We start from the raw sequence: 23,280 nt of genomic DNA, 5'->3' as shown, positions 1-23,280 counted from the left end.
CGGTTATTTCGCTTCTGCGTTTTCCGCCATCGCTTCGTACTCCTTCTGCGAACCCACGAGGATGTGGTCCCAGTCGCGGACGCCCGTACCGGCAGGTATCAGGTGACCGCAGATGACGTTCTCCTTGAGGTTTTCCAGCGGGTCCACCTTGCCGTGGATGGCCGCTTCGTTGAGCACTTTGGTCGTCTCCTGGAAAGATGCCGCCGACATGAAACTGCTCGTCTGAAGGGCCGCCCGAGTGATACCTTGCAGGATCTGGCTCGATGTGGCCGGTACGATGTCCCGTACCTCGACCAGTTTCTGGTCCTTGCGTTTGAGGATGGAGTTCTCGTCGCGCAGCTTGCGCATCGAAATTATCATGCCCGGCTGTACGTTCTGCGAATCTCCGGCGTCGGTTACGACCACCTTGTCGTAGAGGGAGTCGTTCTCCTCCATGAATTCCCACTTGTCCACGATTTGCTCTTCGAGGAACCGCGTGTCGCCCGGGTCCTGAATCTGCACCTTGTTCATCATCTGGCGCACGATAATCTCGAAATGCTTATCGTTTATCTTCACGCCCTGTCCGCGGTACACTTCCTGTACTTCGTTGACGATGTACTCCTGTACCTTGGTCGGGCCCTGAATGGCGAGGATGTCGCTCGGGGTGATGGCTCCGTCGGAGAGCGGCATGCCTGCTTTCACGTAGTCGTTCTCCTGGACAAGTATCTGGCGCGACAGCGGCACGAGATACCGGCGGATATCGCCGCCCTTAGAGGTGATGATAATCTCGCGGTTACCACGCTTGATTTTGCCGAACGAAACCTCGCCGTCGATTTCCGACACGATGGCCGGGTTCGACGGGTTGCGGGCCTCGAACAGCTCCGTAACGCGGGGCAGACCGCCCGTGATGTCGCCCGCCTTGCCGAAGGCACGCGGTATCTTGATGAGGGTATCGCCCGCCTTGATTTTGGCGTTCTCCTTCACCACGATGTGTGCGCCTACCGGCAGGTTGTACTGTTTCACTTCGTTGCCCTCGTTGTCGAGGATGCGGATGACGGGGTTCTTCGTCTTGTCCCTGCTTTCGATGATGACTTTCTCGCGCAGACCGGTCTGTTCGTCGGACTCGTCGCGGTAGGTGACGCCTTCGATGATGTTGTCGAATGCTATCTTACCGTCGTGTTCCGATATGATGACCGCGTTGAACGGGTCCCATTCGCAGATTACGTCGCCGTTCTGGATTTCATCCCCGTCGAACTTGAAGAGGTGCGAACCGTAAGGCAGGTTGTGCGTGTAGAGCACGATATCCGTGTGGTTGTCCACGATACGCATTTCGGAGAGACGGCTCACCACGATGTTGACCGTTTCGCCGTCCTTGTCCTTGTGCTTGATGACCTTCAGGTCGTCGATTTCCAGACGGCCGCCGTAGCGTGCGACGACCTGGTTGTCCACCGCCGAACCGCTGGCCACACCGCCGACGTGGAATGTACGAAGCGTCAGCTGCGTACCCGGCTCGCCGATACTCTGTGCGGCGATTACGCCGACCGCTTCACCCTTCTGAACCATGCGGCCCGTGGAGAGGTTGCGGCCGTAGCACTTCGCACATACGCCGTGGCGCGATTCGCAGGTGAGTGCCGAACGTATTTCCACCTGTTCGATGGGCGATTTCTCGATGATTTCGGCGGCTTCCTCCGTAATCTCCTCGCCGGCACGCACGATGATGTCGCCCGTGAGCGGATGGATGACATCGGTAAGTGCCACACGCCCCAGTATCTTCTCGTAAAGTGTCTGCACGACGGCTTCGTTCCGTTTGGTCGCCGTGGCCGTGAGTCCGCGGAGCGTGCCGCAGTCCTCTTCGTTCACGATGACGTCGTTGGCCACGTCCACCAGACGACGGGTGAGGTAACCTGCATCGGCCGTCTTCAGTGCGGTATCGGCCAAACCTTTACGCGCACCGTGCGTCGATATGAAGTATTCCAGCACCGAAAGACCCTCCTTGAAGTTCGAAAGAATCGGGTTCTCGATGACCTGACCGCCTTCCGCACCGGATTTCTGCGGCTTGGCCATCAGACCGCGCATACCGGAGAGCTGACGTATCTGTTCGCGCGAACCGCGGGCGCCGGAGTCGAGCATCATGAATACCGGGTTGAAACCCTCCATGTCGGCTTCGAGTTGGCGGGACACCGTTTCGGTGAGCTCCGAGTTCACGCGCGTCCAGATGTCTATGACCTGATTGTAACGCTCGTTGTTGGTGATGAAGCCCATGTTGTAGCTTTCGTACACCTCGTCCACCTTTTCGTAACCTTCCCGAACGAGCTGTTCCTTTTCTTTCGGTATCAGTACCGCGTCGAGGTTGAACGAAAGGCCGCCCTTGAAGGCCATCTGATATCCGAGCGCCTTGATGTCGTCGAGGAACACGGCGGCCTTGTCGGCGCCCGCTTTCTTCATGATGACGCCGATGATGTCGCGCAGGTTCTTCTTCTTCAGGAGGGTGTTGATATATCCCACCTCCTTCGGAACCACCTGGTTGAAGAGGATACGGCCGATAGTCGTCTCCTTGATGAGTTCGCGTTTCGGGTTGCCCTCCTCATCCACCGTATCGACCATTACGCTTACCTTGGCGTGCAGGTCGGCACGGCCCTCGTTGTAGGCGATAATCGCCTCCTCCGGGCCGTAGAATACCAGCCCTTCGCCTTTGGCGCCGGGGCGCGATTTGGTGATGTAGTAGAGGCCGAGCACCATGTCCTGCGAGGGAACGGTGATAGGCGCTCCGTTGGCCGGGTTCAGGATGTTGTGCGAACCGAGCATGAGAATTTGCGCCTCCAGAATGGCGGCATTGCCCAGCGGCAGGTGTACGGCCATCTGGTCGCCGTCGAAGTCGGCGTTGAATGCCGTACATGCCAGCGGATGGAGCTGCAGGGCCTTGCCTTCGATGAGCTTCGGCTGGAAGGCCTGGATACCGAGACGGTGCAGGGTAGGGGCACGGTTCATCAGTACCGGGTGCCCTTTTATTACATTTTCGAGGATGTCCCAGATGACGGGGTCTTTCCTGTCGATGATTTTCTTTGCCGATTTGACGGTCTTGACAATGCCGCGTTCGATGAGCTTGCGGATGATGAACGGCTTGTAGAGTTCTGCCGCCATATCCTTCGGAATACCCATCTCGTGCATCTTGAGCTCCGGGCCCACGACGATGACCGAACGGGCCGAGTAGTCTACACGCTTACCGAGGAGGTTCTGGCGGAAACGTCCCTGTTTCCCCTTGAGACTGTCGCTGAGCGATTTCAGCGGTCGGTTGCTCTCCGTTTTTACCGCGTTGTTCTTGCGCGAGTTATCGAACAGGCTGTCCACCGCCTCCTGAAGCATGCGCTTCTCGTTGCGGAGGATGACTTCCGGTGCCTTGATTTCGATGAGCCTCTTGAGGCGGTTGTTGCGGATGATAACGCGGCGGTAGAGGTCGTTCAAGTCGGAGGTGGCGAAACGTCCGCCGTCCAGCGGGACGAGGGGCCTCAGTTCCGGCGGAATGACCGGAATGACCTTCAGCACCATCCATTCGGGTTTGTTGATTTCGCGCGACTCGCGGAACGCCTCGATGATGTGGAGCCTCTTGAGGGCTTCGGCCTTGCGCTGCTGCGAGGTCTCCGTGCTGGCCTTGTGGCGGAGCGAATAGGAGAGCGTATCGAGGTCGAGTCTGCGGAGCATCAGGTCGATGGCTTCCGCACCCATGAGGGCGATGAACTTGTTCGGGTCGTCGTCGTCGAGCTGGGCGTTGCCTTTCGGAAGCTGGGCGAGGATGTCGAGGTACTCCTTCTCCGCCAGCAGGTCCTTCTCCGAAACGCCTAACTCGGCGGCCGCGCCGGGCTGTACCACGATGTACCGCTCGTAATAGATGACCGCATCGAGCATCTTGGTGGGGATGCCGAGCAGGTAGCCTATCTTCGATGGAAGCGAACGGAAATACCAGATGTGCACTACCGGGACGACGAGCGATATGTGCCCCATACGCTCCCTGCGCACCTTCTTCTCGGTCACCTCCACACCGCACCGGTCGCAAACGATACCCTTGTAGCGGATGCGTTTGTATTTTCCGCAATGGCATTCGAAGTCCTTGACCGGACCGAATATCCTTTCGCAGAAAAGCCCGTCCCGCTCCGGTTTGTAGGTGCGGTAGTTGATGGTTTCGGGCTTCAGAACTTCGCCGCTCGAGTTTTCGAGTATCTCCTCGGGCGATGCCAGCCCTATCGATATCTTGCTGAAATTCGAAGTTTTGTTCTCTTTCTTGATTGGCATATCTTTTACTTTCTAAATTATCCGACATGCGGAAAACCGTTTCCGGCCTCCCGGACTCTCCGGCCTGTCGCCGGAAGCTGCCGCCGGCGCCGTCCCTGCCGAGAGGGACGGCGGACGGGGCATCGTCTTACTCCAGCTTGACGCTCAGCGCCAGGCCCCTCAGCTCGTGCAGGAGCACGTTGAGCGATTCCGGGATACCGGCCGGCGGGAGGTTGTCTCCCTTGACGATGGCTTCGTAGGCCTTCGCACGCCCCATGACGTCGTCGCTCTTGATGGTCAGTATCTCCTGCAGGATGTTGGCTGCACCGAACGCTTCGAGCGCCCAGACCTCCATCTCTCCGAATCGCTGGCCGCCGAACTGCGCCTTACCGCCGAGCGGCTGCTGGGTGATGAGCGAATAGGGACCGATGGAACGCGCGTGCATCTTGTCGTCTATCATGTGGCCGAGCTTCAGCATGTATATCACGCCTACGGTAGCCGGCTGGTCGAACTGTTCGCCGGTTCCTCCGTCGCGCAGATAGGTGCGGCCGCTGCGCGGAATGCCCGCCTTGGCCGTGTACTCGTTTATCTCGTCGAGCGTGGCGCCGTCGAAGATGGGGGTGGCGAACTTGAGCCCGAGTTCCTTGCCCGCCCATCCGAGTACGGTTTCGTAAATCTGGCCGAGGTTCATTCGGGAGGGCACGCCCAGCGGGTTCAGTACGATATCCACTATCGAACCGTCGTCGAGGAAAGGCATGTCCTCGTCGCGCACCACTTTCGCTACGATACCCTTGTTACCGTGGCGGCCCGCCATCTTGTCGCCTACTTTCAGTTTGCGTTTCTTGGCGATGTAAACCTTGGCGAGCTGGATGATGCCTGCCGGCAGCTCGTCGCCGTTGGTGAGGTTGTACTTCTCGCGTTTCACGCGGGCATCGAGCTCCTTGTACTTGATGATGTAGTTGTTGATGGTCTGTCCGACGAGGCGGTCTATGCGTTCGTCGCCCACCCACTTGTCCGTATTGAGGTTCAGGTAGTCTATCTCTTCGAGCATCTTGCGGCTGAACTTCGCGCCCTTGCCGTAGAGCTCCGCGCCGAGGTAGTCCTTGATACCCTGCGTGGTCTTGTCCTTCAGTATCGTCCACAGCTTATCCACCAGGACGGCTTTCAGGGCGGCGGCCTCCTTGGCGAACTGTGCGTCGATTTTGTCGAGCTGCACCTTTTCGGCCTGTTTGCCCTTCTTGTTGTCCTTGTTCACGCGGCTGAAGAGCTTCTTGTCGATGACCACACCGTAGAGCGAAGGCTGTGCCTTGAGCGAGGCATCCTTCACGTCGCCGGCTTTGTCGCCGAAAATAGCGCGCAGCAGCTTCTCCTCCGGACTCGGGTCGCTCTCTCCCTTCGGGGTTATCTTGCCGATGAGGATATCGCCCGGCTTGACGTTCGCACCGATGCGGATGATACCGTTCTCGTCGAGGTCTTTGGTCGCATCCTCGCTGACGTTCGGGATGTCGGAGGTCAGCTCCTCCATACCGCGCTTGGTCTCGCGCACCTCCATGATGTACTCGTCCACGTGCACTGACGTGAAGAGGTCTTCGCGCACGAGGCGTTCGGATATCACGATGGCATCCTCGAAGTTGTATCCCTTCCAGGGCATGAACGCCACCTTGAGGTTGCGGCCCAGGGCGAGTTCGCCGTTGTCGGTCGAATAGCCTTCGGTGAGTATCTGGCCTTTCGTTACCTTTTCGCCCTGCATGACGGTGGGGCGCAGCGTGATGGACATGTTCTGGTTGGTCTTGCGGTAGCGCGGCAGGATATAGGTGGTCACTTCCGGGTCGAAGCTGACGAGCTTTTCGTCCTCCGAGCGTTCGTAGCGTACCTGTATCTGCTGGGCGTCGGCAAATACCACCTCGCCGTCCTTCTCGGCGACGATATGGATGCGGCTGTCGCCCATCATCTCCGATTCGAGACCTGTGCCCACGATGGGGGCTTCGGGGTTGATGAGGGGCACGGCCTGGCGCATCATGTTCGAGCCCATGAGAGCACGGTTGGCATCGTCGTGTTCGAGGAACGGGATGAGGCTCGCCGCAATGGAGGCTATCTGATTCGGTGCCACGTCCACCAGATTCACCTGCTGGGCGTTCACTGTCGGATAATCGGCCTCCACGCGTGCCTTGATGCGGTCCGGTTCGAGGAAGTTACCCTCCTCGTCGATACCGGCCGTGGCCTGCGCGATGATGAGGTTCTCCTCCTCTTCGGCGCTCATGTAGACGATGTCCTCGTCCTTCATGTCCACTTTGCCGTTTTCCACGCGGCGGTAAGGCGTCTCGATGAATCCCATGTCGCTTATCTTCGCATAGACGCAAAGCGAGGAGATAAGACCGATATTCGGGCCTTCCGGCGTCTCGATGGGGCAGAGGCGTCCGTAATGCGTGTAGTGTACGTCTCGTACTTCGAAACCGGCCCTGTCGCGCGACAGACCGCCCGGACCGAGGGCCGACAGACGGCGCTTGTGCGTCATTTCGGCCAGCGGGTTTATCTGGTCCATGAACTGCGAGAGCTGGTTCGTGCCGAAGAACGAGTTGATGACGCTCGAGAGCGTCTTGGCGTTGATGAGGTCTATCGGGGTGAAGACTTCGTTGTCGCGCACGTTCATCCGCTCGCGGATGGTACGCGCCATCCTGACGAAGCCCACCGAGAACTGGTTGGAGAGCTGCTCTCCGACGGTCCTTACGCGGCGGTTGCTCAGGTGGTCGATGTCGTCCACGTCGGTTTTCGAGTTGATGAGCGAGATGAGGTATTTGATAATGGCTATCATGTCCTCTTTCGTCAGCACCCTGATTTGCGGGTCGATGTCGAGTTCGAGCTTCTTGTTTATCCGGAAACGGCCCACTTCGCCCAGGTCGTAGCGTTTGTCGGAGAAAAAGAGCTTGTCGATGACATCCCTTGCCGTCGCCTCGTCGGGTGGTTCGGAATTGCGCAGCTGTCTGTATATGTAAACCACCGCTTCCTTTTCGGAGTTGCAGGGGTCTTTCTGTAACGTGTTGTATATGATGGAATAGTCGTTGCCCGTCGCATTCTCCTTGTGCAGGAGGATGCTTTTGGCGCCGCTGTCGATGATTCGGTCTATGTCGTCGGCTTCGAGCACCGTTTCGCGGTCGATGATGACGTCGTTACGCTCGATGGATACCACTTCGCCGGTGTCCTCGTCAACGAAGTCTTCCACCCAGGTGCTCAGTACCCTTGCGGCCAGCTTGCGGCCTACGGCCTTTTTAAGGTTCGCACGGTTTACTTTCACCTCGTCCGCCAGGTCGAATATCTCCAGTATCTGCTGGTCATTCTCGTAGCCGATGGCACGCAGCAGCGTCGTGACGGGGAGCTTCTTCTTGCGGTCGATGTAGGCGTACATCACGTTGTTGATGTCCGTGGCGAACTCTATCCACGACCCCTTGAACGGAATGATACGTGCGGAGTAGAGTTTGGTGCCGTTGGTGTGTACGCTCTGCCCGAAGAATACGCCCGGCGAACGGTGGAGCTGCGATACGATGACCCTCTCGGCACCGTTGATGACGAATGTGCCGCGCGGCGTCATGTAGGGGATGGTACCGAAATAGACATCCTGTACCACCGTGTCGAAGTCCTCGTGTTCCGAGTCCGTACAGTAGAGTTTCAGTTTCGCCTTGAGCGGGACGCTGTAGGTCAGGCCGCGTTCGAGGCACTCCTCTATGGAATAGCGGGGCGGGTCGATATAGTAATCGATGAATTCCAGAACGAAGTTGTTCCTTGTATCGGTTATCGGGAAATTTTCCATGAACACTTTGTAGAGCCCCTCGTTCTTGCGGTTCTCTGCGGTGGTGTCGAGCTGGAAAAAGTCGTGGAATGATTTGAGCTGAATCTCCAGAAAATCGGGATAGTGCATCCTTTTTTTCACTGAAGAGAAGCTTATTCTCGGGTTATTTGCTTTTAAGGACATGTAACAAATATGTTTTTGAGTTGAACCCGCGGCATTCGTGGCGCCGTTGCGGGTAGCACATTCTAATCCAAGATAAGTTGGCGTCTATCGCTTGTCAGGTAGTAGTCGCCGGTCGGTTGAGGGTAGGGGGAACCCCGGTGGGCAGGCCGGTAGCCGTTCAGGCCGTGCTTCCTTGTGCGGGGGACCGTTTGTCTTCGCCGGTTAATCACCCTTTTCGTTTCTCGACACAGAAAGCGGCCGTAGCCGCATCCTGTCTTCGTGCGGATGCGGGCGGTGTACAGCCCTCTCCGCTTTCCGTCGCATATCGCCGCAGTTCCCGTTCCGGAGTATCCGAAAGGTGTTTACCCGTTTCGGTGTCTCTCCGGCCTCCGCCCGCGGCGGTCGTTCCGGATAACTCTTTGCCGTTCGTTTTGGCGGATGTCGCTCCCGCCGCTGTGACGTCTCCGCCATCGCTTCCCGGCACCTCTGCTTCGCCCTGCGGCATCTGCTGCCGTGCCTTGTGACAAAATAAACGGCAAAAGGTATAGAGCCTGTCGCCAGACTCTATACCTGAATATGTTCCGAGTTAGAAGTATAAACTATTTAAGTTCAACTTCAGCTCCTGCTTCTTCGAGTTGAGATTTGATAGACTCAGCTTCCTCTTTGGAAACACCTTCCTTGATAGCTTTGGGAGCGCCGTCAACGAGGTCCTTGGCTTCCTTGAGACCGAGACCGGTGATTTCCTTAACGACCTTGATAACACCTACTTTGGCCTGACCTGCGCTGGTGAGGACAACGTCGTAAGTGGATTTCTCGGCTGCACCTCCTTCGGCTGCACCTGCTGCGGGAGCTGCTGCAACTGCAACTGCTGCGGCTGCAGGTTCGATGCCGTACTCGTCCTTGAGGATAGCGGCCAATTCGGTTACTTCCTTAACTGTCAGGTTTACCAACTCTTCAGCTAATTTCTTGATGTCTGCCATTGTTGTATTGATTATTGTTTGTTTAATGTTTTTGTTAATGTCTTATTGCCTCCCGGCGACCTTCAAGCGGCTGTCGCAGCCGTTTCTTTCTGTACGGATGCCGGTAGGACTTCCGCTAATTGTTCCTCTCTTCGAGAGCTTTTACGATACCTGCGACCTTCTGTCCCGCAGCGCCGGCAAGGGCGGAAATAACGTTCTTGGCCGGAGACTGGAGCAGACCGATGATATCCCCGATAAGCTCTTCGCGGCTCTTGATGGCTACGAGCATGTCGAGGTTCTGGTCGCCGACATAAATACAATCCTCTACGTATGCAGCCTTGAGCACCGGTTTCCCCTGCGGGTTCTTCTTACGGAACTCCTTGATGACCTGTGCCGGAGCTTTGTTTACGGAGGAGAACATAATCGAAGTCGCGCCGCTGAGCACTCCGATGAGCTGCTCGTCGGCCTTGTCGGTTGCCTCCAATGCTTTCTCGAAAAGGGTATTCTTCACGACCATGAGATTTACCTCCTTTTCGAAGCACTGACGGCGGAGTGCCGCAGTCTGCTCGGCGTTGAGTTCGGCTATGTCCGTTATGTAGAAATGAGGGTATTCGTTGAGCTTGGCGGCCAGAGACTCTATTACCTGTCTTTTTTCTTCCCTGTTCATTGTCTTCGGAATTTTTATTTCGTGTCAATAGATTTGGGATCTATCTGTAAGCCGCAGCTCATTGTCGAGGAGAGATAGATGCTGAGGATGTAGGAACCCTTAGCGGCGGACGGTTTCAACTTGATGATTGTTCCGAGGAACTCCTTCGCGTTGTCGGCTATCTGTTCGGCAGTGAACGAAGCCTTGCCTATCGAAGAGTGGATGATGCCGTACTTGTCGACCTTGAAGTCGATTTTACCGGCCTTGACCTCTTTGACCGCTTTGCCCACCTCCATGGTGACCGTACCGGTCTTGGGGTTCGGCATGAGTCCGCGCGGACCGAGAATACGGCCCAGCGCACCTACTTTCGCCATTACGTTGGGAGTAGTGATGATGACGTCCACATCGGTCCAACCTCCTTTGATTTTCTCGATGTATTCGTCGAGTCCCACGTAATCGGCGCCGGCCTCTTTCGCTTCGTTCTCCTTGTCGGGAGTACAAAGCACGAGCACCCTTACTGTTTTACCTGTACCATGCGGCAGGGTAACGACACCCCTGACCATCTGGTTTGCCTTGCGGGGGTCTACGCCCAGGCGTACGTCCATGTCCACGGACGCGTCGAATTTCGTAAAGGTAATCTCCTTCAGAAGTTCGGCGGCCTCACTCAGTTTGTAAACCTTGTTCGGCTCCACCTTCGCAAGCATTGCTTTCTGATTCTTGGTCAGCTTACTCATCTTCGTCTATTCAATTACTTTTTAGGAAATTCGCCGACAACGCTGACACCCATGCTGCGGGCCGTTCCGGCAACCATGCGCATTGCAGACTCGACCGTGAAGCAGTTCATATCGCTCATCTTATCCTTGGCGATAGCCTCGACCTGCTCCCACGTAATCTGACCGACCTTGTTTCGGTTCGGCTCGGCTGACGCAGTGCTAATCTTGGCTGCTTCCTTAATCTGGACGGCTACGGGCGGCTGTTTAACGACGAAGTCGAACGACTTGTCGCTGTACACGGTGATGATAACCGGCAGGACCTTCCCCGCCTTGTCCTGGGTACGCGCATTGAACTGCTTGCAGAAGTCCATGATATTGACTCCCTTCGAACCGAGCGCGGGACCCACGGGGGGTGAAGGATTTGCGGCACCACCTTTTATCTGCAATTTAATAAATGCAGCAACCTCTTTTGCCATAGTTTTCCTTGGTTAATTACTCTTTTTCAACTTGCATAAAACTCAACTCCATAGGAGTCTTGCGTCCGAATATCTTCACGGAGACCGTGAGCTTCTTGCGGTCGTTGTCGACGGCCTCTATGACCCCCGAGAAACTTGAGAACGGCCCATCCGTAACCTTGACCGTCTCGCCGACAAAGAAAGGAATCTCGTTCTCCTCCTCACCCTGACTCAATTCGTCGACCCTGCCGAGGATGCGCGCCACCTCCTGTGGACGGAGCGGCGTGGCAATCATGCGTTTGCTGTCCTCCTTGGAGTCGCCGAGGAAGCCGAGTACATTGGGTGTGTTGCGAAGTACATACGGAATTTCTCCTACCATCGCTGCTTCGACAAGTACGTAGCCCGGATACGACACCTTCTCCTTGCTGATTTTCTTTCCGTTGCGGATGGTGTAAACCTTTTCCGTCGGAATCAGCACCTGCGAAATGTACTCCTCAAGGTGGGAGTTGTGAACCATCGTTTCGATGTACTCCTTGACCTTTTTTTCCTTTCCGCCGACGGCGCGTATCACGTACCACTGTCTGGCCTCTTTTTCACTCATAATCTGTAACCTGATTAATAATGAATTACCTTGCCAGATACCTGTAGACTACTTTCATGATATTCTCGAAAGAGAGGTCCATCGCCAGTACGACCACAGCGAATATCAAGGAAGCTACCATGACGGTAATTGCTAAACTCTGCAGCTCCTTCACCGGCGTCCAGGAAACCTTATGAACCAGCTCCGAATAGGATTCTTTGAAATAACGTATAAGTTTTTTCATACTTATATTTTCTTGTTTGCAGGAATGGAGGGATTCGAACCCCCATCAACGGTTTTGGAGACCGCTATTCTACCCTTGAACTACATTCCTATGATGCGGCCGGATTGTCGTAAAGCCTTTAATATTCAGCCCCCGGCCGCATATCGGTAAACGGGCACAGCGCATCTGCCGCGCCCGTCGTAATCATCGTCGGTTACTCGATAATCTTGGTTATCTGACCGGCACCTACCGTACGGCCGCCTTCACGGATAGCGAAACGGAGACCTACGTTGAGGGCAACCGGGTAGATAAGCTCTACGGTAATCGTCGTATTGTCACCCGGCATGACCATATCCACGCCCTCCGGGAGGTGTACCTCGCCGGTTACGTCGAGCGTACGGAGGTAGAACTGCGGACGGTATTTGTTGTGGAACGGGGTGTGCCGACCTCCCTCGTCTTTCTTCAGGATATAAACCTCAGCCTCGAACTTGGTGTGAGGGGTTATGGAACCGGGTTTCGCAACTACCATACCGCGTTTCACATCCTTCTTGTCGATACCGCGCATGAGCAGACCTACGTTGTCGCCGGCTTCACCCTCGTCGAGCAGCTTGCGGAACATCTCCACGCCCGTGCAGGTAGAGGAGAGTTTCTGGCCGATACCGATGATTTCCACCGGGTCGCCTACGTGGATAACGCCGGTTTCGATACGGCCGGTAAGTACCGTACCGCGGCCCGTAATCGAGAATACGTCCTCGACAGGCATGAGGAACGGCTTGTCCACTTCACGCGGAGGCAGCGGTATGTAGCTGTCCACAGCGTCCATGAGCTCCATCACCTTCTCTTCCCACTTCGGTTCGCCGTTGAGTGCGCCGAGTGCGGAACCGCGGATGATGGGAGCGTTGTCGCCGTCGTAGTTGTAGAAGTTGAGCAGGTCGCGGAGCTCCATCTCTACGAGGTCGAGCATCTCCGGGTCGTCCACCATGTCCACCTTGTTCATGAACACTACGATTCTCGGAACGTTCACCTGACGGGCGAGAAGCACGTGCTCGCGGGTCTGGGGCATGGGACCGTCGGTTGCGGCAACCACAAGGATGGCACCGTCCATCTGGGCGGCACCGGTAACCATGTTCTTCACATAGTCGGCGTGACCGGGGCAGTCCACGTGTGCATAGTGACGGGAAGCCGTCTGGTACTCTACGTGCGAGGTATTAATCGTGATACCGCGTTCCTTCTCCTCCGGAGCGTTGTCGATAGAGTCGAAGCTGCGGAGTTCCGAGAGGCCCTTCTTTGCAAGTACGGTGGTAATTGCGGCGGTGAGGGTCGTTTTACCGTGGTCCACGTGTCCGATGGTACCGATATTTACGTGCGGCTTGGACCTGTCAAATTTCTCTTTTGCCATAATTTGATAGTTATTTAGGAATTAATTTAAAAAAATTCTTGCCGTTTCTTACGGAACTTCCGGCCCGGTTTTCGTCGTTTCGGCGACCTGTTTTCCGGTCCCTGCGCTCTACGGACAAATCCGGCGGCAAGGGCATATTTTACCCGCCTGGCCGGAAAACGGATAAATCCGCCGTGCACTCCGTTCGCAAAAAACGCAGTGATATAAAAAACGTCCTCCGGACATCTGTCCGCAAAAGAACCTGCTGATTTTTATACCACCTCGCCCGAATCGTTCATGGCCGGCCGGCGCGAGCAGGACGGTCATGCATATCATCCTTTTTTGAGCGGAAGACGAGGCTCAAACTCGCGACCCTCAGCTTGGAAGGCTGATGCTCTATCAACTGAGCTACTTCCGCTTGTTGGTAAAGGTCGCTATCCCGTCGGGAATCCCGTCCGGAATATCAGCCTTTACTAAAGCCACTTCGGCTTCGTGGGAGAAGATGGATTCGAACCACCGAAGGTATAAACCAGCAGATTTACAGTCTGCCCCATTTGGCCACTCTGGTATTCTCCCGTATCTTGTTAAAACGTTTTCCGCGCTCTTTTGCCGTTCTCCTCTTTTGTGATGCGGTGTCCGGCTTTTCCGCCCCTCCTTCGAGCCGATGGAGGGATTCGAACCCCCGACCAGCTGATTACAAATCAGCTGCTCTGGCCAACTGAGCTACATCGGCATGGCTTTCGGGGTGACAAAAATAGCGATAAAATCTTAATGTGCAAAAAATAAGCGCAAAAAAACGTCGCGTATCTCAAAATGCAAAGAACCGTTTTCTTTCCTTTCCGTCCCCGCGGGATTCCGGCGTTTTTTGCCGGGCCGTGCGAAGAGGAAAATTCGCCCGCAAAAGTACGACAGTTTTTCAGAATAAAAAATAATGGGCGATTTTTTTCCGCACAAACCGTCGTGTCGGAGGCTTTGCGGTGGAGGACAAGGCGGTTCGGGACGGGCATGATGGGAAAGGAGGCTTTCGGGAGGCGGCGATATCGTTTGCGGTTTGAGCAGTCCGGATGTGCAAATGTGTATATATTGTTGCAAATTCTGTCCGTATGTACTATCATTGCCGGAGATTGTTGTATCTGATATTTATCTGTTAACCAAAAACTTTCTGACTCATGAAAAAATGTTTTGTGACTTTGGCGGCTGCCCTGGCGATGTGTGGGACGGCTGTGGCCCAGATTTCTGCCGGCGATTACATGATAAAAGGCCGCGTGGGGTTGAATACGGCAGGGGTACTGCCGTATGAAAGTCCGTTCGGAGGAAAATACGCAAGCTCTTATAACCTCGTGGCCTTTACACCGCAGTTTGAATATTTTGCTACGGACAGACTGTCGGTCGGTTTTTCTGCGGGGATATTGAATGCATGGTCGAGAGACAAGGCGGACTACGAACAGTTGGGAGAAAGCATTGATAAAGACGGGGTATTGGGCTACTTCGTAGGGCCTTCCGTCAATTATTATATACCTCTCGGCAATAGGTTCTATTTGTCTTTCAATGGATTCATCGGGTATTTCGGGATGTCGTCGTGGTCGGTGTACAAAGTCGGTGACAACAAGGAAAAGGGTAGCAGTTGTGCGAATTTCGGAATACTCTCCGTCGTGCCCATGCTGAATTATTGCATCAATGACCGTTGGATGCTTACCCTTTCCGCAGGGAATGCTGCACTTGCATTGGGCGGTGAGGACGGTATGGATACTCCGATGTATTATGCCGGCGTCAATTGGGGAACACCCATGTTGGGCATCGGGTTCAAGTTCTGACGGATAGAGGACCGTTTTCCGTCCGGTGCCGGTACGATGCGTGCCGTCGGCCGGTCGGGAGCCGTATGCGGCGGTTTTCCTGCGGGAAAGCCTGCCGCTTTTTATTCGTCGCATCTGCAAAAATAATTGACTTTTATGTCGTTGCATTTTTCCGTCGGGCGACGTATCTTCGCCGGAGACTCGGCGGTGTTCTTGATTCGCGGGAGAAGGGGACGTTGTCGTATTGGGTAATCCGACCGACAGGCCGGATGCCGGATTCATTCATGTTAAAATGACGGGACGATGAGATTTTATGGTTTGTGCGCGGTCGCTTGCGGTGTGTTGCTGGCGGCCGTATCCTGCAAGGGAAAGACGGTGGACGGCACCGGCGGAACGGAGTGGCAGGAGGGGATTCATTACGTGAAATCCGTGAAGAGCGTTTGCGAACTCTTTGGGGCCGTTTCCGAAAGCAAAGCTGTATTTCGTTACGACGATGCCTGGCGGCTGTCGCGTATCGATGTTACCGATGAGGACGGCAGCTATGCGGTCGGATATGCGTGGGAGGAGACAAAGCTCACGGTAACTACCGATTACGGCGATGGAGAGAGCTTCCGGGGTACCTTGCTGGACGGTTCCGGTCGGATAACGGAACTGACGATTACCGGCGGCGAGGAGGCTGTGCGGTGGAAATATACCTATGAGAACGGCGCGGTCGTCGAGTATCGCAGCAATCTGGTGACGCGGGTCGGTGGCATCGTATGGGATGCCGGGAATATCGTTTCGGCCGATTTGCTGTATGCGTTCGAGGACCCGGACGATGACGAGGGGGAGGGGGATGTGTGGACCGAGTTGTTGACATGTACTTACAGTCCGCACGCCAATACCTACAGTATCGACATGAATGCGTTGACATGCAGTTATTTTAATCCCCTTTCAACGGTGGTTCCCCGTTTCGAGGGGGTCTCTTGTGCCGGACTGCTTTCGTCGTTCCGATGCGCGGAGAGTTCCTATGGCGAGACGGAGGCTGCGGAGATATCGTATGAAACGGACACAGCGGGCCGCATTGTCCGTATGACGGTGAACTATGGTTACGGAAGCAGCGACAGGTATGCTTTTACCTATTACGACTGACGGCCGAACCGGAAAGACGGTCAGTAGGAATCGGCGGGGGCGTTCGTTTTTGCGGGTACTCCTGTTCGTTGCGCGTTGGAGGCCGCGAAGGGATGTGCATCGGGTGCATGACGGCGGCTGCAGTGATGGGAACGGTGCCCGTTTTTATATTCGATTCTGCGTGCCGTGTGCGGATTGCCGGCTGTAGGAGTACGAACGAGGGTGCCCGCTTTAGCGGGCACCCTCGTTCGTCATTGTATGGCGTGCCGTGCGGAGGGGATTACTCCTGCATGAGAATTTCGAGTATCTTGATAGCTGCCGTGGCTATCGGCGTGCCGGGGCCGAAGATGGCGGCGGCGCCGTCGGCATAGAGTTCCTCGTAATCCTGCGCAGGGATGACGCCGCCCACGATGACCACGATGTCCTCGCGGCCCAGCTTTTTGAGTTCGGCGATTATCTGCGGGACGAGGGTGAGGTGCCCTGCGGCGAGCGACGATACGCCCACCACGTGCACGTCGTTTTCGACGGCCTGTTTGGCCGCTTCGGCCGGTGTCTGGAAGAGCGGGCCCATGTCCACGTCGAACCCGATGTCGGCATAGCCCGTAGCCACCACTTTGGCGCCGCGGTCGTGGCCGTCCTGGCCGAGTTTGGCAATCATGATGCGCGGCTGGCGCCCCTCCCTCCGTGCGAACTCCTCGGCCATCGCCTTGGCTTTCGCGAAATTCTCGTCTGTCTTCACTTCGCTTGAATAAACTCCCGATATGGAACGTATTACGGCTTTGTAGCGGCCCACCACCACTTCGCAGGCATCCGATATCTCGCCGAGCGTCGCCCGCACCTTCGCGGCCTCCACGGCGAGTTCGAGCAGGTTGCCCTTTCCGCTGCGGACGCATTCGGTGATGGCGGCCAGCGCCCGCTGCACGTCGGCCTCGTTGCGGTTGGCCCGCAGGTCATGCAGCCGCTTGATTTGCGCCTCGCGCACGGCTGTGTTGTCCACGGCGAGGATGTCGATGGGGTCTTCCTTCGGCAGGCGGTATTTGTTCACGCCTACGATGATTTCGCTGCCGGAATCGATGTGGGCCTGCTTGCGTGCGGCCGCCTCCTCGATGCGCATCTTCGGAATACCCGTTTCGATGGCTTTCGCCATGCCGCCGAGGCTTTCGATTTCCTGGATGTGTTCCCATGCCTTGTGGGCGATTTCGTGCGTCAGCGCCTCCACGTAATAGGAACCTGCCCACGGGTCTACCTCCTTCGTGATGTAGGTCTCTTCCTGGATGTAAATCTGCGTGTTGCGGGCGATACGCGCGGAGAAGTCCGTCGGCAGCGCGATGGCCTCGTCCAGCGCGTTGGTGTGCAGCGACTGCGTGTGACCGAGTGCCGCACCCATGGCCTCGATGGCGGTGCGGGCCACGTTGTTGAACGGGTCCTGCTCGGTGAGCGACCAGCCGGAGGTCTGGCAGTGCGTGCGCAGCGCCATGGATTTCGGGTTCTTCGGGTTGAACTGGCTCACGATTTTAGCCCACAGGAGCCTTGCGGCACGCATCTTGGCGATTTCCATGAAGTGGTTCATGCCCACGCCCCAGAAAAAGGAAAGGCGCGGCGCGAACTGGTCCACGGTCATGCCCGCATTGATACCGGCGCGGATGTACTCCAGACCGTCGGCCAGCGTATAGGCCAGCTCGATGTCGGCCGTCGCCCCCGCCTCCTGCATGTGGTAGCCGGAAATGGAGATGGAGTTGAACTTGGGCATGTTCTTGGCCGTGTATTCGAAGATGTCGGCGATAATCCGCATGGAGAATTCGGGTGGGTAGATGTAGGTGTTGCGCACCATGAACTCCTTGAGGATGTCGTTCTGTATCGTGCCGGCCATCTGGTCGAGACGGACGCCCTGTTCGAGCCCGGAGACGATGTAGAAGGCCAGTACCGGGAGCACGGCGCCGTTCATCGTCATCGATACGGACATCTGGTCGAGCGGAATGCCGTCGAAGAGCACTTTCATGTCCTCCACGGAGCATATCGAAACGCCCGCCTTGCCCACGTCGCCCACCACGCGCGGATGGTCGGCGTCGTAGCCGCGGTGGGTGGCGAGGTCGAACGCCACCGAAAGACCCTTCTGCCCCGATGCGAGGTTGCGGCGGTAGAAGGCGTTGCTCTCTTCGGCGGTCGAGAAGCCGGCGTACTGACGGATGGTCCACGGACGCATCACGTACATCGTGCTGTACGGGCCGCGCAGGAACGGGGCGATGCCGGCCGCATAGTTGAGGTGTTCGAGCCCTTCGAGGTCCTTTTCCGTATAGGAGCCCTTGACGGGTATCTGTTCGGCGGTCATCCACACGCTTTCGCCGTGGCCGCCCTTTCCGGCGTGGCAGCACTTGGCGGGCCCGCCTTCGTATGTCATTTCTGAAAATTTTGCTCTCATCGTTCTGTCGTGTGTTACCCCTTGTTAGATTCCGAGTTCCTTAACGTATTCCCTGAGGGTTTCGAGTACGTTGCTCCTTACGCTGATGAAGCGGGTGATGCCCTGCGCTTCGAGTTCGGGCTGCGATGCCGGTGCACCGGCCACGACGAAGAGCGCCCGTTCGCCGAGCAGTTCTTTCGCTTTCGGGGCGAGCGTTGCGTAATCGTCGTCCGCGGCGCAGATGACCACGATTTCGGCTCCGGAGTCGAGCGCGGCTTTCGCGCCTTCCTCCACCGAATGGAAGAAGGTGTTGTCCACTACCCGGATGCCTGCGCAGGCGAAGAAGTTGCATGCGAACTGCGAGCGGGCGCGCGCCATGGCGAGCGTGCCGCAGGTGAGCATGAAGGCCCGCGGACTGCGGCCGCTGCGGTCCACCTTCAGGCGGAGTTGTTCGAAGGCCATGCCGCCGCGGTAGGGGCGCAGTACCTTGGCGTCCCATGCCTGCGGCGTGATGCACGCTTCGGTAATGGCGCTGTCGGCCACTTCGTTGAAATTAGGGTATTGGTTCGTGCCGAGGAGTACGATGCGGCGCGTGGCCACGGCGTTGTCCTTCGCCTCGGCCGAAGCCTTCACGGCGTCGGGAATGAAACCGTCGCGGAAAGCGGCCGTATAACCGCCCCGTTCCTCCACTTCCTTGAAGAGCTTCCATGCCTGCTCGGCGATGCTCTGCGTGAGGTTTTCGATGTAATAGGAACCGCCGGCGGGGTCTACCACGTTATCGAAATGGGACTCGTTCTTGAGCAGCAGCTGCACATTGCGGGCGATGCGCGAGGAGAACTCCGTGGGGCTTTCGTAGGCCGTATCGAACGGGAGCACTTCCAGCGAGTGTACTCCGGCCAGCGAGGCGCTCATCGCCTCGGTCGTACCGCGCAGCATGTTCACGTAGGGGTCGTAGGCGGTGATGTTCCAGCCCGATGTCACGGCGTGGGTGAACATTTTGCGGGCGCAACCGCCCGTGTAGGCGTTTACGATGTTGGCCCACAGCATGCGTCCGGCACGGAACTTGGCCATCTCCATGAAGTAATTGGAGCTGACCGCCATCGAGAAGCGGATGGTCCGGGCAGCCTCTTCGGCGCTCAGCCCTGCTTCCGTCAGTTTTACGAGGTATTCGTGTCCTGCCGCGAGCGTGAAGGCCAACTCCTGCGTAATGGTCGAACCGCTGTTCTGGAACGTTTCGCCCGAGACGGTCACGAATTTCGCCTTGGGCCACGCCTTGGCCCCCCGGACGAACCCGGCGATGGTCTTGTAACACTGCTGTCCGTCGTCGCCGTCGCAGAAGGCGCCCGTGAGCGAAAGCTGCCGGATGAGCGGGTCGTAGCCGAAGAAGACGCGGAATTTCTCCGGGTCCGCCTTTTTGGCTTCGGCCACCGACAGCACCTTGTCGGGCAGTTCGGCATCCGGTTTTCCGCTGAAAGCCAGTTCGGTGGCGTTCAGGTCGATGCCGGCCATGAGGTCGGCGACCTGCTGTGCGGAGAGCTTTTCCGACAGGTCGAAACCGATGGAGTCGGCACCCGCCTCCACCGCATGCAGGGCGAGACGGTTGGCCTCGGCCACCTCTTTCACCGCGATGGTTTCGTGGATGCGCCAGCGGTTGTTGCACCGGTTCCCCCTGACGTAGGGGAATTCGCCGCTTTTTTTACCTAAATACTTGATTCCTTCGAGGTCTTCGGCCCGGTAGTACGGGCGGACATTGAACCCCTCGGTCGTGCGCCATACCAGTTTTTTCTGGTAATCGGCTCCCTTGAGGTCGGCCGTTATTGCCGCTTCCCACTGTTCGGTGCTCACCGGCGGGAATTGGGAGAACAGCTTCTCTTCCGTGTTATTTGCCATAACTTTTATATGAAGGTTAATATCTTGTCGTCACTTAGGATTCTTAATCGCTTCAACCTACAAAGTTATAAATTTTTTGATAAGGCGATGGGGCCGGCATTAAATTGTTAGCGGATTCACAGTGTTGCCGGACCGTTTACCGTTCCACCCGTGCAATGAGGCTGATGGGAAAGCGGAACGACCACTCCGTATCCTCCCACGCATCGCCCTGGTTGTATCGGACGCAGCTCCGGGCGCCCGTGAGGCCTATCGGAAAACGGATTTGCCCGGTCAGGGAACTGCTGATATGCTGGTAGGCTACGATGAGGTCGTCATCGGTCACGATGTGGAGGTCGGCGAGGTTTATCGTTACGGTAGTCGGTTCGTCGGTTCGCGGTACGGAGGCGTAGATGGGCTGCCGGAGGATGTTCACGAAGCGCCCCGTTTCGTCCCGGCCGTAGATGTTGAGCCGGAAGACCAGGTCGTCGTACGAACAGCTCAGGACGTTTATCCGGACTTCTTCCAGCCAGGTCCTTTTTTTGATTTTGATTATCGTACCGAATTCTACGCCGGTCAGGTCATCCTGATGCACCGCCTCCATCAGCGGCGACCTGAAATTGTTGCCCAGCCGTTTGAGCCGGGTTTTCACCGGTACGACGGTCACTTCCTCGATGACCTGGGGTACGGGGGCGAGGAAGGCGTCGAACGTGCCGTCCTGCGGGATGTCCCGCAGACGGACGGTGCATGTGTCGTAACCGATACAGTTGAAGCTAAGCGTATGGTCGGGGGTGACGGTACCTGCGTCGATCGAATAGATGCCGTGCCCGTCGGCCACCGTACCGCGGCCCGTGCCGTTGAACCAGATGTTCGCGTAGCCGACCGGCTCTCCGGTCGTGCGGTCGGTGACGGTACCGTGTACGGTCTGTCCGGAAACCGTGCTCCATGCCTGCGGCAGCAGGAGGGCAAAGCAGAGAAGCGATGCGAATTTCATCCGTGTGTCGTTTGCCGGGCGGAATGTCCGTCCGAAAGTTATGACCCGAATCGGCTAAATTGATTACTTTTGTAAAAATAGAAATAATTCTGCTTATGTACGGCAGTTTGCGGGAATATATCGACCTGCTCGAACGGGAGGGCGAGTTGGTACGGATAAAGGCATGCGTGAATCCTGTGGAGGAGATGGCGGAGATAGCCGACCGGGTGGTGAAACATGGCGGGCGGGCGCTGCTTTTCGAGAATACGGGGACGGCGTTTCCGGTGGCGATGAACCTCTTCGGTTCCGACCGTCGGATGGCGCTGGCCCTCGGCGTCGCTTCGCTGGATGAACTTCCGACCCGGATAGAGCGGCTGGTCGGCGAAGTCATGTCGCCCAAAGGTTCGTTCGTCCAGAAAATAGGGGCCTTGCCGTTGCTGGGCGAAGCGGCCCGCTGGTTCCCGAAACGGATGCGCGGTCGCGGTGCGTGTCAGCAGGTCGTCCGGATGGGCGGCGATGCCTCGCTTGACCTGCTTCCGGTGCTTAAGTGCTGGCCCGCCGACGGCGGGCGCTTCGTGACGCTGCCCATGGTGAATACGGCAGACCCGGCGACCGGAGCGGTCAATGTGGGCATGTACCGCATGCAGGTGTTCGACGGCCGCACCACGGGGATGCACTGGCACATGCACAAGACCGGCGCGAAACATTACGAAGCCTATCGGCGTGCGGGACGGCGGATGCCCGTGAGTGTCTGCCTCGGCGGCGATCCGGCCTACACCTACGCCGCCACTGCGCCCGTGCCGGACGGCATCGACGAGTATCTGCTGGCGGGATTCCTGCGGGGTCGGCCCGTGCGGCTGGTCAGGTGCGTGACGAACGACCTCTATGTCCCGGCCGACTGTGATTTCGTAATAGAGGGGTACGTGGACCCGGCCGAAGAGAAGGCGGTGGAGGGCCCCTTCGGCGACCATACCGGTTTCTACTCCCTCGAAGACCGTTATCCGCTCTTTCATGTTACGGCGGTGACGCACCGCCGTGACGCTGTGTGGCCCGCCACGGTGGTGGGTATTCCGGTGCAGGAGGACTATTATATGGCGCAGGCGACGGAGAAGATATTCCTCGCCCCCATCCGGCTCGCCCTGCAGCCCGATATGGAGGAGATGTATATGCCTGCCCCGGGGGTGGCGCACAACCTCGCCGTCGTGGGACTGCATGTCCGTTATCCGGGGCATGTGCGACAGGCCGTCTCTTCGCTGTGGGGAGCGGGGCAGATGATGTTTAACAAATACATGCTCGTCGCACCGGCGGGCAGCGACGTGCGTACTCCGCAGGAGTTGGCCCGGCTGCTGCGCGGCGTGGAGCCGGAACGGGCGGCCATTCGCGGCGAAGGGGCACTCGACGTGCTCGACCACGCTGCGGCCGAGACCGGTTACGGAGGCAAGCTCGCACTCGACCTGACCGGTGTTCCGGAGGGAGAGGTACCCCTCCTGGCCGTGCCGGAGCGAATCGTTCCTGCGGGGGGTATCGCGGCGTGGAGCATGGCATTCTATGCGGAGTGGGGTATCGTGGCGCTTTATGCCGAGCCCGGTGCCGAGGCGGACATTGCCGCTTTCGTCCGGGAGAACTGTCCGGAGGCCCGCATCGCCGTGCTCTTCGATACCGCTGCGCAGGGGTTGGACGGCGGCGACCTGCTGTGGCTGGCCACGGCCGATACCGATGCCGGGCGCGATATCCGTTTCAGCGGCGGTACGCTGCTGGCCGATGCGCGGACGAAGCTGCCGGGGAGCGGGACGGACTATCCTCCGCGTTTCCCGAATGTGGTCGCCGCTTCCGAAGCCACGATTGCGCTTGTGGATGCACGGTGGAAGGAGTATGACATAGGCGAGTTTCTGCCCTCTCCTTCGGACCGTTACTGTCGGCTGCTGCGCGGCGGAGGGGCGGAGATTTCGTAGGAGCGGCGGGGTATCCGAACGGTTGCGTGCCGTTCGTGAGGCG

The 23,280-nt window shown here is 57.4% G+C and carries 15 protein-coding genes and 4 tRNA genes; 3 read left to right on the top strand and 16 right to left on the bottom strand.

Annotated features, from left to right (window positions below; translation table 11 throughout):
- Nucleotides 1–3 precede the first annotated feature (3 nt).
- The 13 genes from rpoC to BQ5361_RS07845 all read right to left on the bottom strand — a co-directional run bounded on the left by rpoC (nt 4) and on the right by BQ5361_RS07845 (nt 13,878).
- Nucleotides 4–4,266, bottom strand: a complete 4,263-nt coding sequence (gene rpoC / locus BQ5361_RS07910) for a DNA-directed RNA polymerase subunit beta' (protein WP_022063781.1) — start codon at nt 4,264–4,266, stop codon at nt 4–6.
- Nucleotides 4,267–4,393: 127 nt separating this feature from the next.
- Nucleotides 4,394–8,212, bottom strand: a complete 3,819-nt coding sequence (gene rpoB / locus BQ5361_RS07905; RefSeq protein ID WP_074021972.1) for a DNA-directed RNA polymerase subunit beta — start codon at nt 8,210–8,212, stop codon at nt 4,394–4,396.
- A gap of 578 nt (nt 8,213–8,790) precedes the next feature.
- Nucleotides 8,791–9,171, bottom strand: a complete 381-nt coding sequence (gene rplL / locus BQ5361_RS07895; protein ID WP_022063779.1) for a 50S ribosomal protein L7/L12 — start codon at nt 9,169–9,171, stop codon at nt 8,791–8,793.
- 115 nt (nt 9,172–9,286) lie between these two features.
- Entirely contained in the window at nt 9,287–9,817 is a 531-nt protein-coding gene (rplJ, locus tag BQ5361_RS07890; protein WP_022063778.1) for a 50S ribosomal protein L10, read from the bottom strand.
- A gap of 14 nt (nt 9,818–9,831) precedes the next feature.
- Nucleotides 9,832–10,530 (bottom strand): 50S ribosomal protein L1, encoded by a 699-nt coding sequence (gene rplA / locus BQ5361_RS07885; protein WP_022063777.1) that lies wholly within the window; start codon nt 10,528–10,530, stop codon nt 9,832–9,834.
- Nucleotides 10,531–10,544: 14 nt separating this feature from the next.
- Nucleotides 10,545–10,985 carry a 50S ribosomal protein L11 gene (gene rplK, locus BQ5361_RS07880; protein ID WP_022063776.1) on the bottom strand — a complete coding sequence of 147 codons (441 nt, stop codon included), beginning with the start codon at nt 10,983–10,985 and terminating at the stop codon, nt 10,545–10,547.
- A 16-nt stretch (nt 10,986–11,001) separates the two neighbouring features.
- On the bottom strand, nt 11,002–11,565 hold the full coding sequence (nusG, locus tag BQ5361_RS07875) for a transcription termination/antitermination protein NusG (RefSeq protein ID WP_022063775.1): 564 nt from the start codon (nt 11,563–11,565) through the stop codon (nt 11,002–11,004).
- A gap of 25 nt (nt 11,566–11,590) precedes the next feature.
- Nucleotides 11,591–11,788 (bottom strand): preprotein translocase subunit SecE, encoded by a 198-nt coding sequence (gene secE / locus BQ5361_RS07870; RefSeq protein WP_022063774.1) that lies wholly within the window; start codon nt 11,786–11,788, stop codon nt 11,591–11,593.
- Nucleotides 11,789–11,807: 19 nt separating this feature from the next.
- Nucleotides 11,808–11,878 (bottom strand) — tRNA-Trp (locus tag BQ5361_RS07865).
- A gap of 103 nt (nt 11,879–11,981) precedes the next feature.
- Complete coding sequence (gene tuf / locus BQ5361_RS07860; protein WP_022063773.1) at nt 11,982–13,166, bottom strand: elongation factor Tu; 1,185 nt, start codon at nt 13,164–13,166, stop codon at nt 11,982–11,984.
- A 324-nt stretch (nt 13,167–13,490) separates the two neighbouring features.
- Nucleotides 13,491–13,563: transfer RNA gene (locus BQ5361_RS07855), tRNA-Gly, on the bottom strand.
- 75 nt (nt 13,564–13,638) lie between these two features.
- A tRNA-Tyr gene (locus tag BQ5361_RS07850) sits at nt 13,639–13,721 on the bottom strand.
- A gap of 83 nt (nt 13,722–13,804) precedes the next feature.
- Nucleotides 13,805–13,878 (bottom strand) — tRNA-Thr (locus tag BQ5361_RS07845).
- A 436-nt stretch (nt 13,879–14,314) separates the two neighbouring features.
- Here BQ5361_RS07845 and BQ5361_RS07840 point away from each other — a divergent pair.
- Both BQ5361_RS07840 and BQ5361_RS07835 read left to right on the top strand, forming a co-directional pair.
- Nucleotides 14,315–14,959, top strand: coding sequence for a hypothetical protein (locus BQ5361_RS07840; RefSeq protein WP_035473448.1), 645 nt, complete (start codon nt 14,315–14,317; stop codon nt 14,957–14,959).
- Nucleotides 14,960–15,241: 282 nt separating this feature from the next.
- Entirely contained in the window at nt 15,242–16,069 is an 828-nt protein-coding gene (locus tag BQ5361_RS07835; protein WP_035473450.1) for a hypothetical protein, read from the top strand.
- Nucleotides 16,070–16,328: 259 nt separating this feature from the next.
- On the opposite strand, the gene scpA is transcribed toward BQ5361_RS07835, so the two are convergent.
- The 3 genes from scpA to BQ5361_RS07820 form a co-directional block, all read right to left on the bottom strand.
- Nucleotides 16,329–18,467, bottom strand: coding sequence for a methylmalonyl-CoA mutase (gene scpA, locus BQ5361_RS07830; RefSeq protein ID WP_046445696.1), 2,139 nt, complete (start codon nt 18,465–18,467; stop codon nt 16,329–16,331).
- 24 nt (nt 18,468–18,491) lie between these two features.
- Nucleotides 18,492–20,336 carry a methylmalonyl-CoA mutase family protein gene (locus BQ5361_RS07825; protein WP_022063769.1) on the bottom strand — a complete coding sequence of 615 codons (1,845 nt, stop codon included), beginning with the start codon at nt 20,334–20,336 and terminating at the stop codon, nt 18,492–18,494.
- A gap of 136 nt (nt 20,337–20,472) precedes the next feature.
- The gene (locus tag BQ5361_RS07820) at nt 20,473–21,306 is read right to left on the bottom strand and encodes a carboxypeptidase-like regulatory domain-containing protein (RefSeq protein WP_035473452.1); all 834 of its coding nucleotides are present in this window, start codon (nt 21,304–21,306) and stop codon (nt 20,473–20,475) included.
- A gap of 95 nt (nt 21,307–21,401) precedes the next feature.
- Here BQ5361_RS07820 and BQ5361_RS07815 point away from each other — a divergent pair, with 95 nt between their 5' ends.
- Complete coding sequence (locus BQ5361_RS07815) at nt 21,402–23,237, top strand: menaquinone biosynthesis decarboxylase (protein ID WP_035473535.1); 1,836 nt, start codon at nt 21,402–21,404, stop codon at nt 23,235–23,237.
- Nucleotides 23,238–23,280: the final 43 nt, after the last annotated feature.

This window comes from Tidjanibacter massiliensis (genome assembly GCF_900104605.1).
Lineage (GTDB): Bacteria > Bacteroidota > Bacteroidia > Bacteroidales > Rikenellaceae > Tidjanibacter > Tidjanibacter inops.
Note: the sequence above shows the minus strand (reverse complement) of the source record. Positions and strands in the feature narration are given on the sequence as shown.

Excerpts from the sequence above, each read along its gene's own strand:
- BQ5361_RS07820 (WP_035473452.1), bottom strand. The coding sequence starts at position 21,306 with ATGAAATTCGCATCGCTTCTCTGCTTTGCCCTCCTGCTGCCGCAGGCA.
- BQ5361_RS07825 (WP_022063769.1), bottom strand. The coding sequence starts at position 20,336 with ATGGCAAATAACACGGAAGAGAAGCTGTTCTCCCAATTCCCGCCGGTG.
- rplL (WP_022063779.1), bottom strand. The coding sequence starts at position 9,171 with ATGGCAGACATCAAGAAATTAGCTGAAGAGTTGGTAAACCTGACAGTT.
- BQ5361_RS07835 (WP_035473450.1), top strand. The coding sequence starts at position 15,242 with ATGAGATTTTATGGTTTGTGCGCGGTCGCTTGCGGTGTGTTGCTGGCG.
- rpoC (WP_022063781.1), bottom strand. The coding sequence starts at position 4,266 with ATGCCAATCAAGAAAGAGAACAAAACTTCGAATTTCAGCAAGATATCG.
- secE (WP_022063774.1), bottom strand. The coding sequence starts at position 11,788 with ATGAAAAAACTTATACGTTATTTCAAAGAATCCTATTCGGAGCTGGTT.
- scpA (WP_046445696.1), bottom strand. The coding sequence starts at position 18,467 with ATGAGAGCAAAATTTTCAGAAATGACATACGAAGGCGGGCCCGCCAAG.
- tuf (WP_022063773.1), bottom strand. The coding sequence starts at position 13,166 with ATGGCAAAAGAGAAATTTGACAGGTCCAAGCCGCACGTAAATATCGGT.
- rplA (WP_022063777.1), bottom strand. The coding sequence starts at position 10,530 with ATGAGTAAGCTGACCAAGAATCAGAAAGCAATGCTTGCGAAGGTGGAG.
- BQ5361_RS07840 (WP_035473448.1), top strand. The coding sequence starts at position 14,315 with ATGAAAAAATGTTTTGTGACTTTGGCGGCTGCCCTGGCGATGTGTGGG.
- BQ5361_RS07815 (WP_035473535.1), top strand. The coding sequence starts at position 21,402 with ATGTACGGCAGTTTGCGGGAATATATCGACCTGCTCGAACGGGAGGGC.
- rplJ (WP_022063778.1), bottom strand. The coding sequence starts at position 9,817 with ATGAACAGGGAAGAAAAAAGACAGGTAATAGAGTCTCTGGCCGCCAAG.
- rplK (WP_022063776.1), bottom strand. The coding sequence starts at position 10,985 with ATGGCAAAAGAGGTTGCTGCATTTATTAAATTGCAGATAAAAGGTGGT.
- nusG (WP_022063775.1), bottom strand. The coding sequence starts at position 11,565 with ATGAGTGAAAAAGAGGCCAGACAGTGGTACGTGATACGCGCCGTCGGC.
- rpoB (WP_074021972.1), bottom strand. The coding sequence starts at position 8,212 with ATGTCCTTAAAAGCAAATAACCCGAGAATAAGCTTCTCTTCAGTGAAA.